This is a genomic window from Streptomyces sp. NBC_01474, from assembly GCF_035918215.1.
GTDB lineage: Bacteria > Actinomycetota > Actinomycetes > Streptomycetales > Streptomycetaceae > Streptomyces > Streptomyces aureus.
This window is the reverse complement of record NZ_CP109449.1, coordinates 2576508-2589772: the sequence shown is the minus strand read 5'-3', so window position 1 is coordinate 2589772 and position 13265 is coordinate 2576508. Positions and strand designations below refer to the sequence as shown.

Annotated in this window: 10 protein-coding genes; 8 read left to right on the top strand and 2 right to left on the bottom strand. The window is 69.5% G+C overall.

Going from position 1 to position 13265, the window contains the following annotated elements; all coding sequences use genetic code 11:
• Positions 1-895 precede the first annotated feature (895 nt).
• The 3 genes from OG758_RS12205 to OG758_RS12195 all read left to right on the top strand — a co-directional run bounded on the left by OG758_RS12205 (position 896) and on the right by OG758_RS12195 (position 4031).
• Positions 896-2290: an OFA family MFS transporter gene (locus OG758_RS12205; protein ID WP_326710010.1), complete on the top strand. Its 1395-nt coding sequence runs from the start codon at positions 896-898 to the stop codon at positions 2288-2290.
• Between the two features lie 202 nt (positions 2291-2492).
• Positions 2493-3044, top strand: a complete 552-nt coding sequence (locus tag OG758_RS12200) for a beta-class carbonic anhydrase (protein ID WP_326710009.1) — start codon at positions 2493-2495, stop codon at positions 3042-3044.
• Between the two features lie 195 nt (positions 3045-3239).
• Positions 3240-4031: an acyl-CoA dehydrogenase family protein gene (locus OG758_RS12195; RefSeq protein WP_326710008.1), complete on the top strand. Its 792-nt coding sequence runs from the start codon at positions 3240-3242 to the stop codon at positions 4029-4031.
• Here the strand turns inward: OG758_RS12195 and OG758_RS12190 are convergent.
• On the bottom strand, positions 3992-4678 hold the full coding sequence (locus OG758_RS12190) for a GntR family transcriptional regulator (protein ID WP_326710007.1): 687 nt from the start codon (positions 4676-4678) through the stop codon (positions 3992-3994). The two genes, OG758_RS12195 and OG758_RS12190, sit on opposite strands and share 40 nt — an antisense overlap.
• A gap of 431 nt (positions 4679-5109) precedes the next feature.
• On the opposite strand from OG758_RS12190, the gene OG758_RS12185 reads away from it, so the two are divergent.
• From OG758_RS12185 to OG758_RS12165, 5 genes are all read left to right on the top strand, one after another.
• Positions 5110-5634 (top strand): formate dehydrogenase subunit gamma, encoded by a 525-nt coding sequence (locus OG758_RS12185; RefSeq protein ID WP_326710006.1) that lies wholly within the window; start codon positions 5110-5112, stop codon positions 5632-5634.
• Positions 5631-7265 (top strand): formate dehydrogenase beta subunit, encoded by a 1635-nt coding sequence (locus tag OG758_RS12180; protein WP_326710005.1) that lies wholly within the window; start codon positions 5631-5633, stop codon positions 7263-7265. Before OG758_RS12185 ends, OG758_RS12180 begins: the two co-directional genes overlap by 4 nt.
• Entirely contained in the window at positions 7262-10084 is a 2823-nt protein-coding gene (gene fdhF, locus OG758_RS12175; RefSeq protein WP_326710004.1) for a formate dehydrogenase subunit alpha, read from the top strand. The genes OG758_RS12180 and fdhF overlap by 4 nt, the downstream gene beginning before the upstream one ends.
• A gap of 4 nt (positions 10085-10088) precedes the next feature.
• Positions 10089-10301, top strand: coding sequence for a formate dehydrogenase subunit delta (locus OG758_RS12170; protein WP_326710003.1), 213 nt, complete (start codon positions 10089-10091; stop codon positions 10299-10301).
• Positions 10302-10809: 508 nt separating this feature from the next.
• Positions 10810-12228: an OFA family MFS transporter gene (locus tag OG758_RS12165; protein WP_326710002.1), complete on the top strand. Its 1419-nt coding sequence runs from the start codon at positions 10810-10812 to the stop codon at positions 12226-12228.
• A gap of 208 nt (positions 12229-12436) precedes the next feature.
• On the opposite strand, the gene OG758_RS12160 is transcribed toward OG758_RS12165, so the two are convergent.
• Positions 12437-13135, bottom strand: a complete 699-nt coding sequence (locus tag OG758_RS12160) for a GntR family transcriptional regulator (protein ID WP_326710001.1) — start codon at positions 13133-13135, stop codon at positions 12437-12439.
• Positions 13136-13265 lie beyond the last annotated feature (130 nt).

Sequence of the window (13265 nt, the reverse complement as noted above, 5' to 3'; positions counted from 1 at the left end):
CCGTCCGCCGCCGCGGCGCGGGTGCGAGGCCGGATGGTGTTCTCAGGCGCCCCCTGGCACCGTCCGGCCCGCCCACCCCTGCCTCGTTCCATCGCGCAACGGCACGATGGAACGGCCGCGCAAAGCCATGAGCGCCACCGTGAGCGCCGTCGAGGACCCGTCGCGCCCGACCGCATCCGCCGGCGGGCCCACCCTCCGTGAAGCCGTCAACTCGCCTACGCTGCACGGAAATGCCACATTCGTAGGCCTGGAGTCGGGGTGCGCCCCGTGGCGTCCACAGTGACCGCATGACGGCGTGCCGCGACTCCTCTCGACGCGCTCGGCGCGGAATTCGGCTTCACGCCCGCGGTGCCTGCACGCTCTCGACTCCGTGGATGCGATCCCGCCCCTGCGCTACGGGGTGGCCAAGGTTCTCCCTCGGGGCGATGTGCCGCAGGTCGGCAGCGCAGGACACGGCCCCCGCGGACATCTTCGTCAGAGACTTGCGCAGCACTCCAACATCCGTACACCCCAAGGGGATCGTGGTCCGACGGGCACCCGCCGAGGTCCGACGCGGCGTACGTGGACGTCCGTATGACCCGCATGACATTCGCGCGAGAAGGACGGAGTGCAGCCCCTAGACAGAGAGGCGACCCCTCTACAGAATACGGGCTACTCCATATCGTATGCAAAGTTGCGGCGTGTGGAGTGGATCACTGTTCCCGTCGTCGCGGAAGGGGTCGCACATGTGGTGACGCGAGGTCAGGACTCGTGAGCGCACGCGCGCTCCGGGCCGCGTCGGGGCGCAGGGAGCTCCGGCCGGCCGTGGGGGCGATCGCGGGGCGGAGGGTCCTGACGGCACGTGAGAACCGGACAGGGGGCGCTGGCCAGGGTTCTGCGACGTAGGGGTAATGGCATGACGACAACTGACGCACCGTCACACGTTCCGTACAGGGAGGTGACGGACGGAAACGGACGCACCTACCGGATCGGCGAGTCCGACCGGGACATCATGGGACGCCCGCGATGGACCATGGTGCTCTTTCCCTGGATGGGGATGCTGGGCATCAGCTCCTCGGAGTACGCGTTCACATCCGCCGAGGACACGCTGCACGAAGCTCATCTGTGGAACAGCGGGCACATCTTCTGGCTCATGGGCGTCTGGGTGTTCTTCCAGGCGGCTGTGGCCCTTCCGGCCGGACAGCTGCGCGAAAGCGGCAGGCTGCCGGCGCGCAACGCCATGATGCTCGGTGCCCTCGGCACCGTCCTCGGCTATCTGTCGCTGGCGTACGCGCCGAATGTGTTCGTGGCCTATCTCGGTTTCGGCATGTGCAGCGGCATCGGCGCGGGTCTCGTCTACGCGACCTGCGTCAACATGGTCGGCAAGTGGTACCCGGAGCGCAAGGGCGGCAAGACCGGCCTGGTCAACGGCGGTTTCGCCTATGGCTCGGTGCCCTTCGTGTTCCTGTTCACGTCCTACATGGACCTCAGCAACTACGAGACCGTCCTCGTCATGGTCGGCCTGATCTGCTGCACCGTGGTCGCGGTCGCGGGCTGGTTCTTCAAGGACCCGCCCAAGAGCTGGTGGCCCGAGCACGTCGACCCACTGAAGGTCTCCGACGATCCGCGAATCGTGCGCGCGCTGGAGAAGAACCCGCCGGCCGTGAAGCAGTACACGACGAAGGAAGCCGCGCGGACCCCTGTGCTTTGGATGATGTGGTTCTGCCTGCTGTGCACAGCGGGGATCAATATCTTCGGCATCGCCTTTCAGGTCCCGTTCGGCAAGGACATGGGATTCGCCGGCGGCATCGTGGCGACCGCCATGTCGCTGAAGGCGATCGTGAACGGTACGGGCCGCGGGGTCATCGGTTGGATCTCCGACAAGTACGGCCGTCGCAACACGCTCATCCTGGTCTGTCTGGTCCTGGGATCGGCGCAGTTCGGGGTGCTGGTGTCCGGATCGATGGGCAGCATGCCGTTCTTCCTCTTCTGCTCCATGGTCTCCGGTTTCGGCGGCGGCGCGATCTTCCCCCTGTTCGCCGCGATGACTGCGGACTACTTCGGTGAGAACAACAACGCCTCCAACTACGGTCTGGTCTACAGCTCCAAGCTCGTCTCCGGGCTTGTCGGCTCCGGCATGGGCGCCGTCGTGGTCGGCGCGTGGGACTACGAGGGGGCGTTCGTCCTCGCCGGTTCCATCGGCCTTTGCTCTGCGGTGCTCGCGGTGTTCCTGCGGGCGCCGGGCCGGCCGAAGAAGGACGGTGTCCGCACCGCCCCGGCCATGGGCGCGGTCGCAGGGGAGGCGCTCTGAGCGGGAGGTGAGGGTTCGGCCCCGCCCAGTGCGGGGCCGAACCACTGTCCCCGCAATGCGGCCCGCCGCACCGGGCCGCCCACGCTCCTGACGTCAACGACCACTCCTGGTCTCCCTTCTGTCGCCCCCGGTTCGCCGGGCGGCAGCGTTCTGCCCGGCTCCGTTCTGGCCGGGCATCGATCCGTCTGAGAGGCGACCGAGCATGCTGACATCGAGATCTTCCGGTGCGCGCCCGTCCACCGGTTCCCCCGGCCAGGAATCGGTCATCGAGTCTCTGGTGCAAGCCAACCGCGCCTACGCCGACGTGTTTCGCGACCCCGGAATGGATGCCCGTCCCGTCCTCGGAGTGGCGGTCGTGGCCTGCATGGATGCCCGGCTCGACCTGCACGCTGCGCTCGGCCTGGAGCTGGGGGACTGCCACACCATCCGCAATGCCGGTGGCGTGGTCACCGACGACACCATCCGCTCCCTCACCATCAGCCAGCGCGCCCTGAACACCCGAAGCGTCGTCCTCATCCACCACACGGGGTGCGGCCTGCAGACGCTGACCGAGGAGTTCCGGTACGACCTGGAGCGGGAGGTCGGGCAGCGCCCGGCATGGGCGGTGGAGTCGTTCCGGGACGCCGACCAGGACGTGCGACAGTCGATGCGGCGGGTGCGTACGTCCCCGTTCCTGCCTCACACCGACGATGTGAGGGGCTTTGTCTTCGACGTGGCGTCGGGGCTGCTGAGGGAGATCCCGGACCTCGGCTGAGCCCCCTTGCGTCCTCGCGAATCTGCGTCGTTCGAGGGGGAGTTGGATGGTCGCAACCCTCAGATGCGTAGCGCTACCGCAAGGGGCAATGGCATACTGTATGCAATACAGGTCGATGCCTCGCTGATCCGCGGCCGAGGCCATCGGGACCGCCCGCCCGGGGCGGATCGGACATCGCACCCAAGGGGGCGCCCCGTGTCGTATCCCAGCGCACTGCACGACGTCATCGCTCTGGCCGCCCAACTGGCGTGCCAGGAGGGGAAGTTCCCGCGCACGGTGGTCACGGCCCTCGGTCGGGCCGGGCTCCTCGGGCTGACTTGCCCGGCCGAACCCGCCGGTGGTGGCGCCGACTTGGCGCTGGCCGCCGAGGTGGTCGCCCGGGTCGTGCCCGTGTGCCCGGCCACGGCCGCGGTGCTCCAGTCCCACTACGCTGCGGCCGCGGTGGTCGGGGCGTACGGCGGGCGGTGGCTGCGGGGTGAGGTCGCGGCCGGCCGTCACCTGTGCAGCCTCGCGGTGGTGGAGGACGGTGCCGGGGGAACTGTGCGCTCGACCGTGCGGCGCAGGGGAGGTGTGGTGACGCTGCGGGCGCGCAAGCGCGATGTGGTCGCCGCGGGTGAGGCGGACAGCTATATCTGGTCGTCGCCGACTGTCGCGGACTCCGGCGGCCTGACGCTCTGGGGCGTCCCGGCTCACGCACCCGGCCTGTTCGTTCCGGCGCGCGCCACCGGGGTGCCGCTCGCCAGTGCCACGTCCACGGTGGTCGCCGACCCGGTGCGCGTCCCGGCCGAGGCGATGCTGGGGGCGGACGGCGAGGGGTTCGGGATGCTGCTCGGAGCCGTGCTGCCGTGGCTGCTCGAGCTGTGCGCCGTCGTCGGGTCCGATGCGGTGCACCCCTCGCTGGGTGCGCTGGCGCGGTCCGCTTCGGGGGCCGCGCGCTCTGGAGACGGTCAGGCGCTGGCGGCCTCCGCTTCGATGGCTTTGCGGTAGGTGCGGGTGCGCTCGGTGTGCTTGCGCATGATCTCGCCGGCCCGCTCCGGGTCGCCCTTGGCGATGGCCTCGATGAGGCGGGCGTGCTCGTTCCAGGAGCCCTTGGAGCGGGAGTTGGCGATCGGGGTGTAGTACCAGCGCACCTTGCGCCCCACCTGTGTGATCAGCTCGGCGAGTACGTCGTTGCCGCCCACAGAGGTGATGTAGGTGTGCAGGGCCGTGTTCGCGGCGACCAGGCGGTGGGTCGCACTCTCGGCCAGCGCGTCCACGCCCTCCTGCTGGAGCTGCCACAGGCGCTCGACGTGCTCGGGCTTGGCGTGCTGCGCCGCAAGTTGTGCGGAGTAGGTCTCCAACACCGTACGGACGCCGAGGAGTTGGGTCGCCTCTTCCTGCGTGGGGACATGTACGAATGCGCCCTGGGCGGGCCTGAGGTCGACCCAGCCGTCCGTGTGCAGGCGCTGCAGCGCCTCGCGCACGGGTTGCCTGCTGACCCCCAGCTGCTCGGCGAGATCCGCTTCCACCAGGTGCTGGCCCGGTTCCAGGGTGCCGCTGATGATCAGCTCTGCCAGGGCGTCGGACACCGCCTGGCGCAGCGGGGTGGGGCGGGCGACGCGTCGGGCGGAGGCAGCCGTCAGGCCTTGGCGCATGGTTCTCCTGTTCCGCCCCCGATCTCACCGAGTCGGCGGCTGTGCCGGCCGTTGCCCCCGGGCGGACCGCGCGGCGGCCGATTCAGGATACAGGTTTTCGTATGCAGAGTGATGTCCCCGTGGCGGCCTTGCGTGATGTCCCGCCTGGACGACGGGCGGTCGGGGACCGGATCAACTCAACGCCTCCTGCAGCGGATTGACGGGACATCGCGGTGAATGCGTCGATGCAGTTCTGTTTGGGATTCTGTATGCAGGAGCTTGTATGCATGCCAGTTTGCTGCTTCGCTAGGACTGTTTCGCCCCTTGCGCCGTCCGTGCGCGCGAGGTGAGGTCGAGGTGCCTCTGTGACCGCGAACCGTGGTGCTCGGACCGGACCCCCAGGTGCCCGTGCCCGTACCTCTCCCACGGCCCTGACGAAAGGCCGCACGACCATGAAGATCCGGACCAGTGATCCGACGGTGGAGCAGGTGGTGAGGACGGTCGCCGCCGCCCATCGCGAGCAGCGTGGCGCGCTGCTGCCGATCCTCCACGCCGTGCAGGCCGAACTGGGCCATGTGCCCAAGGAGGCCGTCCCCGTCCTCGCCGACGAGCTCAACCTCTCGCGGGCCGACGTTCACGGAGTGGTCAGCTTCTACCACGACTTCCGCGCCGAACCCGCGGGCCGCCGCACCGTCCGCGTCTGCCGCGCGGAGGCCTGCCAGGCGCAGGGCGCCGGGCGGCTCGTGGAGTACGTGGAGCAGAGCGGGCTCGCCCTCGGGCAGACCGCACAGGACGGCTCGGTCACCGTCGAACAGGTCTTCTGCCTCGGCAACTGCGCCCTCGGACCCGCTGTCGAGGTGGACGGGCGCCTGTACGGCCGGGTGGACACGGAGCGGCTCGGCGCGCTGCTCCACGGAACCGAGCGGACGCGGCGTGACGGCGCCACGCACGACGGAAGTGAGGTACCCCGGTCATGACCCGGCATCCCGCGCAGCCTCCTGTGCGGATCTACGTCCCCCGCGATTCGGCCGCTCGGTCAGTGGGCGCCGACGAGGTCGCCGCAGCACTCCAACAGGCCGTCGAGGGCGCAGACACGGCCCTCGATCTCGTACGCACCGGCTCGCGCGGCATGCTCTGGCTCGAACCGCTCGTTGAGGTCGCCACCGAGCACGGGCGCATCGGGTACGGTCCGGTGGCCCCCGACGACGTTCCCGCGCTACTCGCCGCCGGCCTGCTCGACGGCGGCGAACACCCCCTGCGCCTCGGCCTGGTGGACGAACTTCCGTGGCTGGCACGGCAGAACAGGGTCACGTTCGGACGCGTCGGCGTCATCGATCCGCTCGACGCCGACGACTATCTGCGCCACGGCGGACTCACCGGTCTGCGCACCGCGCTCAAGCTCACGTCCGCCGACGTGGTCGCCGAAGTGACCGACTCGGGCCTGCGAGGGCGCGGCGGGGCGGGCTTCCCCGCGGGCATCAAGTGGAAGACTGTCCTCGACTGCCCGGGCGAACTGAAGTTCATCTGCTGCAACGCCGACGAGGGCGACAGCGGGACCTTCGCCGACCGCATGCTCATGGAGGGCGACCCGTTCCTGCTCATTGAGGGCATGACGATCGCCGCGCACGCCGTCGGCGCCCGCGAGGGCTACCTCTACATCCGCTCCGAGTACCCGGACGCGGTGGTCACGATGCGCGCCGCCATCGAGATCGCCCGCGAGCGCGGCTGGCTCGGCACCTCGGTCCTCGGCACGCCGCTCGCCTTCGACCTGCACGTGCGGGTCGGTGCGGGCGCGTACATCTGCGGCGAGGAGACCTCCATGCTGGAGAGCCTGGAGGGCAAGCGCGGCATGGTCCGCGCCAAACCGCCGATCCCCGCCATCGAGGGCCTGTTCGGCAAGCCGACCGTCGTCAACAACGTCCTCACCCTCGCCACCGTCCCCGTCGTGCTCGCCCAGGGCGCCAAGGGGTACCAGGAGCTCGGCGTGGAGCGCTCGCGCGGCACCCAGGTGTTCCAGCTCGGCGGCAACATCGCCCGCGGCGGCATCGTCGAGACCGCCTTCGGCATCACGCTGCGTGAACTCGTCGAGGAGTACGGCGGCGGCACGCGGTCGGGCCGGCCGGTGCGCACCGCCCAGGTCGGCGGGCCGCTTGGCGCCTACCTGCCGCCCTCCTCGTTCGACCTGCCCATGGACTACGAGGCGTTCGCGGCGGCCGGGGCGATGGTCGGGCACGGCGGCATCGTGGTCTTCGACGACACCGTCGACATGGCCGCCCAGGCGCGCTTCGCCATGGAGTTCTGCGCGGCCGAGTCCTGCGGCAAGTGCACCCCGTGCCGGGTCGGTTCGGTACGGGGCGTGGAGACCATTGACCGGATCGTCGCGGACGAGAACCGGGACGAGAACCTGGCGGTCCTGGACGACCTGTGCGAGCTGATGACGGACGGCTCGCTGTGTGCGATGGGCGGCCTGACCCCGCTGCCCGTGCGCAGCGCGCTCACCCACTTCCCGGACGACTTCACCGGGCCGGCCCGTTCCCTCAGCGGGGCGCGGACGGTCGACATCCCAATCCCGCGCGTTCCAGGTGCGAGGACGGAGGGCACAGCATGACGCTTCTGAAGGAACCCGACTTCGGCACCCCGGAGCGGCCCGGACCGGCCACCGTGTCGGTCGAGGTCGACGGCATACCGGTGAGCGTGCCCGAGGGCACCTCGGTGATGCGGGCGGCGGCCGAGGCCGGCGTCGACATCCCCAAGCTCTGCGCCACCGACTCCCTGGAGGCCTTCGGCTCCTGCCGCCTGTGCGTCGTCGAGATTGACGGCCGGCGCGGCACGCCCGCCTCCTGTACCACGCCGTGTGCCGACGGCATGCAGGTGCGCACCCAGACCCCCAAGGTCGAGAAGCTCCGCCAGGGCGTCATGGAGCTGTACATCTCCGACCACCCGCTGGACTGTCTCACCTGCCCTGCCAACGGAGACTGCGAACTACAGGACATGGCGGGCGTGGTGGGCCTCAGGCAGGTCCGCTTCGGTCAGGACGGGGCCAACCACCTGGACGCGCCCAAGGACACCTCCAACCCGTACTTCGACTTCGACGCCTCCAAGTGCATCGCCTGCTCCCGCTGTGTGCGCGCCTGCGGCGAGATCCAGGGCACCTTCGCCCTGACCATCGAGGGACGCGGCTTTGACTCCAAGGTGGCGGCGGGCGCGGGAGAGTCCTTCATGGACTCCGAGTGCGTCTCCTGCGGCGCCTGCGTGCAGGCCTGCCCGACGTCCACGCTCCAGGAGAAGTCGGTCGTCGACCTCGGGATGCCGACCCGTTCGGTGATCACCACCTGCGCGTACTGCGGTGTCGGCTGCTCCTTCAAGGCCGAACTGCGCGGCGACGAACTCGTGCGCATGGTGCCGTACAAGGACGGCGGCGCCAACGAGGGACACGCGTGCGTCAAGGGCCGCTTCGCCTTCGGTTACGCAACGCACCCCGACCGTGTCCTCAAGCCCATGGTGCGCGAGAAGATCACGGACCCGTGGCGCGAGGTCGAGTGGGACGAGGCCGTCACCACCGTCGCGCGCCGGATGCGGGACCTGCAGGGGACGTACGGGACGGGCGCGGTCGGCGCGATCACCTCGTCGCGGTGCACGAATGAGGAGGTGTACGTCGTCCAGAAGATGGTCCGTGCCGCCTTCGGCAACAACAACGTCGACACGTGTGCGCGCGTCTGCCACTCGCCCACCGGATACGGGCTCAAGCAGACCTTCGGTGAATCCGCGGGGACGCAGGACTTCCGCTCGGTCGCCGAGGCCGACGTCATCGTGGTGATAGGCGCCAACCCCACCGACGGACACCCGGTGTTCGCCTCCCGGATGAAGCGCCGGCTGCGCGAGGGGGCCCGGCTCATCGTGGTCGACCCGCGCCGCATCGACCTCGTACGCTCGCCGCACATCGAGGCCGACCACCATCTGCAGCTGCGGCCGAGCACCAACGTGGCCGTGATCAATGCCATGGCGAATGTCGTGGTCACCGAGAACCTCGTCGACAAGAACTTCGTGGCCGAGCGGTGCGAGGGCTATGAGGAGTGGGCCGCGTTCGTGGCCCGCCCCGAGAACAGCCCCGAGGCCGTCGAGCCGGTCACCGGGGTCCCGGCCGGCGAACTGCGCGCGGCCGCCCGGCTTTACGCGGGGGCGCCCAACGGGGCGATCTACTACGGCCTTGGCGTCACCGAGCACAGCCAGGGCTCGACCATGGTGATGGGGATGGCCAACCTCGCGATGGCGTGCGGGAACATCGGGCGCGACGGTGTGGGCGTCAATCCGCTGCGGGGCCAGAACAATGTCCAGGGCTCCTGCGATATGGGTTCCTTCCCGCACGAACTGCCCGGCTACCGGCATGTCTCTGACGATGCGGTGCGCACCGTGTTCGAGGACCTGTGGGGCGCCACCTTGCTGTCCGAGCCGGGGCTTCGTATCCCCAACATGTTCGACGCGGCCATCGACGGCTCCTTCCGCGGGCTGTTCGTCCACGGCGAGGACATCGCGCAGTCCGACCCGAACCTCAAGCACGTCACCGCGGCCCTGGAGGCGATGGAACTCGTCGTCGTCCAGGACCTGTTCCTCAACGAGACCGCCAAGTTTGCCCACGTGTTCCTGCCCGGGGCGTCGTTCCTGGAGAAGGACGGCACGTTCACCAACGCGGAGCGCCGGGTCAACCGGGTGCGCGCGGTGATGGCGCCGAAGTCGGGCAAGCACGAGTGGCAGATCGTCACTGAGATCGCCACCGCCATGGGGTACCCGATGGCGTACGAGCACCCGAGCCAGATCATGGACGAGATCGCCTCGGTCACCCCGACGTTCGGGGGTGTCTCCTTCGAGCTGCTCGACAAGGTGGGCAGCGTCCAGTGGCCGTGCAACGCCGAGGCGCCCGAGGGTACGCCCGTCATGCACATCGACGAGTTCGTACGCGGCAAGGGCAAGTTCGTCGTCACGTCCTACGTGCCGACCAACGAGCGCTCCACCCGCCGCTTCCCGCTGGTGCTCACCACCGGGCGCATCCTCAGCCAGTACAACGTCGGGGCGCAGACGCGCCGCACCGGCAATGTCGCTTGGCATGCCGAGGACGTCCTGGAGCTGCATCCGCACGACGCGGAGGACCGCGGGATCGGCGACGGCGACCTGGTCACCCTGGCCAGCCGGGTCGGCCGCACCACGCTGCGCGCGATGGTCTCCGACCGGATGCCGACCGGCGTCGTCTACACGACCTTCCACCACCCGGTCACCGGCGCCAACGTGGTGACCACGGAGAACTCCGACTGGGCGACGAACTGCCCCGAGTACAAGGTGACGGCCGTCCAGGTCGCCCTGGCGCCGAAGGGGCAGGAAGGGGCGCCCACGGCCGCCGAGGCCCCCGTGGGCGCCCTGACGGCGGGGGACTGACACCATGGCCGCCACCGAGCCGTCGGAGCGCCGCATGGCCAACGACATCGCCGTGAACCTCGCCCATCTGCCCGCGGGACAGGCCGCCGCCGAACTGGCCGGACACATCGGCAGGTTCTGGGATCCGCGGATGCGCACCAGGCTGTGCGCGCTGGCGGACAGCGACGCGCCGGGCATGCACCCCTTGGTCATCGAGGCGGTGAAGTTGCTGCGCTGACAATGGAGTTGAAGGCACAGCCCGCTGCGGAGTGACGTAGCGGGCTGTGTGTCGTGCAGCCCCGCGGGCAGAGCCCACGGGGCCCTTCGGCCTGCCCGGAACCGGTCTCTTTGCTCGCTGCGGCCTGTAACCACACGGCTCCCAAAGGTAGTTGGGTAATGCAGTGGTCAAGCTTCATGCCGCCCCACTGGACACGAGAATTCCGCACTCCATACCGTATGCAATCTGCAGTCAGGCTCCCTGCGCCTGATCGGCAGGTCAGTTGTCTGCCATACCTCGCCGCGGACTTGAACCCGCCGCCCCGAGGACGAACCACCAGGTCACCGCCTGCGCGCCGGCGGATTCCGGGATGCCGCCCCGGATCCGTGACGAGCCGACGGCGTACCCCCCACCGCGCCCGGCCCCGGCCCGGGCGCGCATAGCCGGAGGGGAGTCGCTTTCACCACTGCACGAAGAGCAAGGCCCCAGGGGGCGCACGCCAGGCTCTTTTCAGCAAGGGAAGGCACACATGTCAGTAACACCGCAGGCGACTTCCACCTCGTACCGGGAAGTCACCGACGCCAACGGGCGCGTCTACCGCGTCGGCGAGACCGACCGCTCCATCCTGGGCAGGCCCCGGGCATGGATGGTCTGGCTCCCGTGGATCGCGATGATGGGTGTCAGCGTTTATGAGTACGGATACAGCTCGGCGGAGTCGACGCTCGAGCACGCCCACGGCTGGACCCTCACCGAGGCCTTCTGGATCGCCAGTATCTGGGCGGTCTTCCAGGCGGGCGTAGCCTTCCCCGCGGGCAGGCTGCGCGAGACCGGAAAGCTCTCCGCGAAGACGGGCATGCTCCTCGGAGCCGCACTGTCCGGACTCGGCTTCATCGCCATCTCACACGTCTCGAACACGATCGTCGTGATCCTCGGCTACTCGGTGCTCGGCGGCGCCGGTTCCGGACTCGTCTACGCGACCTGCATCAACATGGTCGGCAAGTGGTATCCGGACAACAAGGGCGCACGGACCGGCTTCGTCAACGGCGGATTCGCGTACGGCACCTTGCCGTTGATCTTCGTCTTCAGCTATTGGTTCCACCCCGGCAACTATCAACTGGTCCTCGACCTGATCGGCCTGGGCATGGTGCTCCTCGTGGGTGCCTGCGGCTTCTTCTTCCGCGACCCGCCCAAGAGCTGGTGGCCGCACGACGTCGACCCGCTCAATCGCGGTGGCGGCGAGGACGCCGATCGCGTGGCGCGCAGGCTGCGCAAGAACCCGCCCGCCAAAGGGCAGTTCACCCCGATGCAGGCGATCAAGACCGGGCAGCTGCCGCTGATGTGGTTCGCCCTCGTCTGCATCGGCGGCGTCTCCCTCTTCGGCATCAACTTCCAGGTCCCCTTCGCCAAGAGCCTCGGCTTCGGGCCGCTGATCGCCGCCTCGTCGGCGGGTGTGCTCGCCGTGGTCAACGGGGTGGGCCGGGCCGCCGTGGGCTGGCTGTCGGACACGCTGGGCCGCCGGCAGACTCTGACGCTCGTCCTTGTGATCGCGGGCGTCGCGCAGTTCGGCGTGCTGTGGTCGGGGCAGGCCCACAACGAGCCGATGTTCCTGATCTTCGCCTTCGTCAACGGCTTCGGCGGCGGCGCCTTCTACCCACTGTTCGCGGCACTGGTCCCGGACTACTTCGGGGAGAACAACAACGCCACCAACTACGGCCTCGTCTACAGCGCCAAGCTGGTCGGCGGTGTCGGTGGTGGCGGCCTGGCCGCTTCGGTGATCAGCGCCTGGGGCTACTCGGGCGGCTACTACCTGGCAGGGGGCATCGCCTTCCTGTCGGCCCTGATCACCCTGCTGCTGCGCCAGCCCGGCCGCCCCGCGGACCAGGAGCTGCCCGGTGTGCAGCCCGCCTCCGGCAGCGACAGCCGAGGGCTGACCAGCGCGGCGAACTGAGCGGAGACCCGGGCGCGTCCTCGCGCCCGGGACCGCAGACCGTGCGCGGATGCGGACACAGCGCTGGACGGCGGCGGCAGTCGTCCGGCGGGCACCCGTGGCACAGGCCGGGGTCGGACGGTGGGGTGCGCTCCCTGCTCCGTCCGGCTCCGGCCAATTGGCGTGTCAGGTACGGAAGTTGGGGTGAGAGCGTCCGGTGTCGCCGCCCTTACGCCCGGGCTCGGGGCACGGCACTGAGTTGCCGGCAGTAGAAGTCGGTGGTCGTCCGGGTGTGCTGGTGCATCAGGGCCTCGGCCCGGTCGGCGTCGCCGGCCGCGATGCGGTCGATGATCTCGGCGTGCTCGTTCCACGCGTCCTTGCCGCGTGGTCGCGCGATGGGCATGTAGTACCAGCGCACGCGGCGGTCGACCTGCCGGATCAGCTCGGCGAGGATGGGGTTGCGTGCCAGCTCGGTGATGAATCCGTGCAGCACCGCGTTCGCCTCGACTATGCCGCGGGCGTCGTCCGCGGAGAGCGCGGCTATTCCGGCGGCCTGCAGTTCCCACAGGCGCGCGATGTCCGCACCGGTCGCGTACTGTGCGGCGCCGTGCGCCGCGTGGGTCTCCAGGACGGCGCGGACGCCGAGGAGCTGGGCGGCTTCCTCGACGGTCGGGCTGTGCACGAACGCGCCCTGCGCGGGGCGCAGTTCCACCCATCCATCGGACTGTAGGCGCAGGAGCGCCTCGCGCACCGGCTGGCGGCTCACGCCCAGGTCCACGGCGAGTTCGGCCTCGATCAGATGCTGGCCCGGCTGGAGTACGCCCCCCACGATCAGCTCGATCAAGACGTCGTACACGGCTTGGCGCAGAGGTGCCGGCCTGGCGACCGGTGTCGTCGCGGTGCCTGGGAAAGTGCGTGGCTCGCGCATGGGCTCCCTCGGGGTGGCGGGCTGCGGGGAGGTGCTGGTGGTGGAGGGTTCTCGTGCAGCATATAGGATTCTGTATGCAATCTGAGTCTGTTGTGCAGATCCCGGAACTGGCCAAGCGCGACGCGCGGCG

Coding starts and splice junctions, on each gene's coding strand:
- OG758_RS12205 (WP_326710010.1), top strand. CDS start 896: ATGACGACAACTGACGCACCGTCACACGTTCCGTACAGGGAGGTGACG.
- OG758_RS12200 (WP_326710009.1), top strand. CDS start 2,493: ATGCTGACATCGAGATCTTCCGGTGCGCGCCCGTCCACCGGTTCCCCC.
- OG758_RS12190 (WP_326710007.1), bottom strand. CDS start 4,678: ATGCGCCAAGGCCTGACGGCTGCCTCCGCCCGACGCGTCGCCCGCCCC.
- OG758_RS12185 (WP_326710006.1), top strand. CDS start 5,110: ATGAAGATCCGGACCAGTGATCCGACGGTGGAGCAGGTGGTGAGGACG.
- OG758_RS12180 (WP_326710005.1), top strand. CDS start 5,631: ATGACCCGGCATCCCGCGCAGCCTCCTGTGCGGATCTACGTCCCCCGC.
- fdhF (WP_326710004.1), top strand. CDS start 7,262: ATGACGCTTCTGAAGGAACCCGACTTCGGCACCCCGGAGCGGCCCGGA.
- OG758_RS12170 (WP_326710003.1), top strand. CDS start 10,089: ATGGCCGCCACCGAGCCGTCGGAGCGCCGCATGGCCAACGACATCGCC.
- OG758_RS12165 (WP_326710002.1), top strand. CDS start 10,810: ATGTCAGTAACACCGCAGGCGACTTCCACCTCGTACCGGGAAGTCACC.
- OG758_RS12160 (WP_326710001.1), bottom strand. CDS start 13,135: ATGCGCGAGCCACGCACTTTCCCAGGCACCGCGACGACACCGGTCGCC.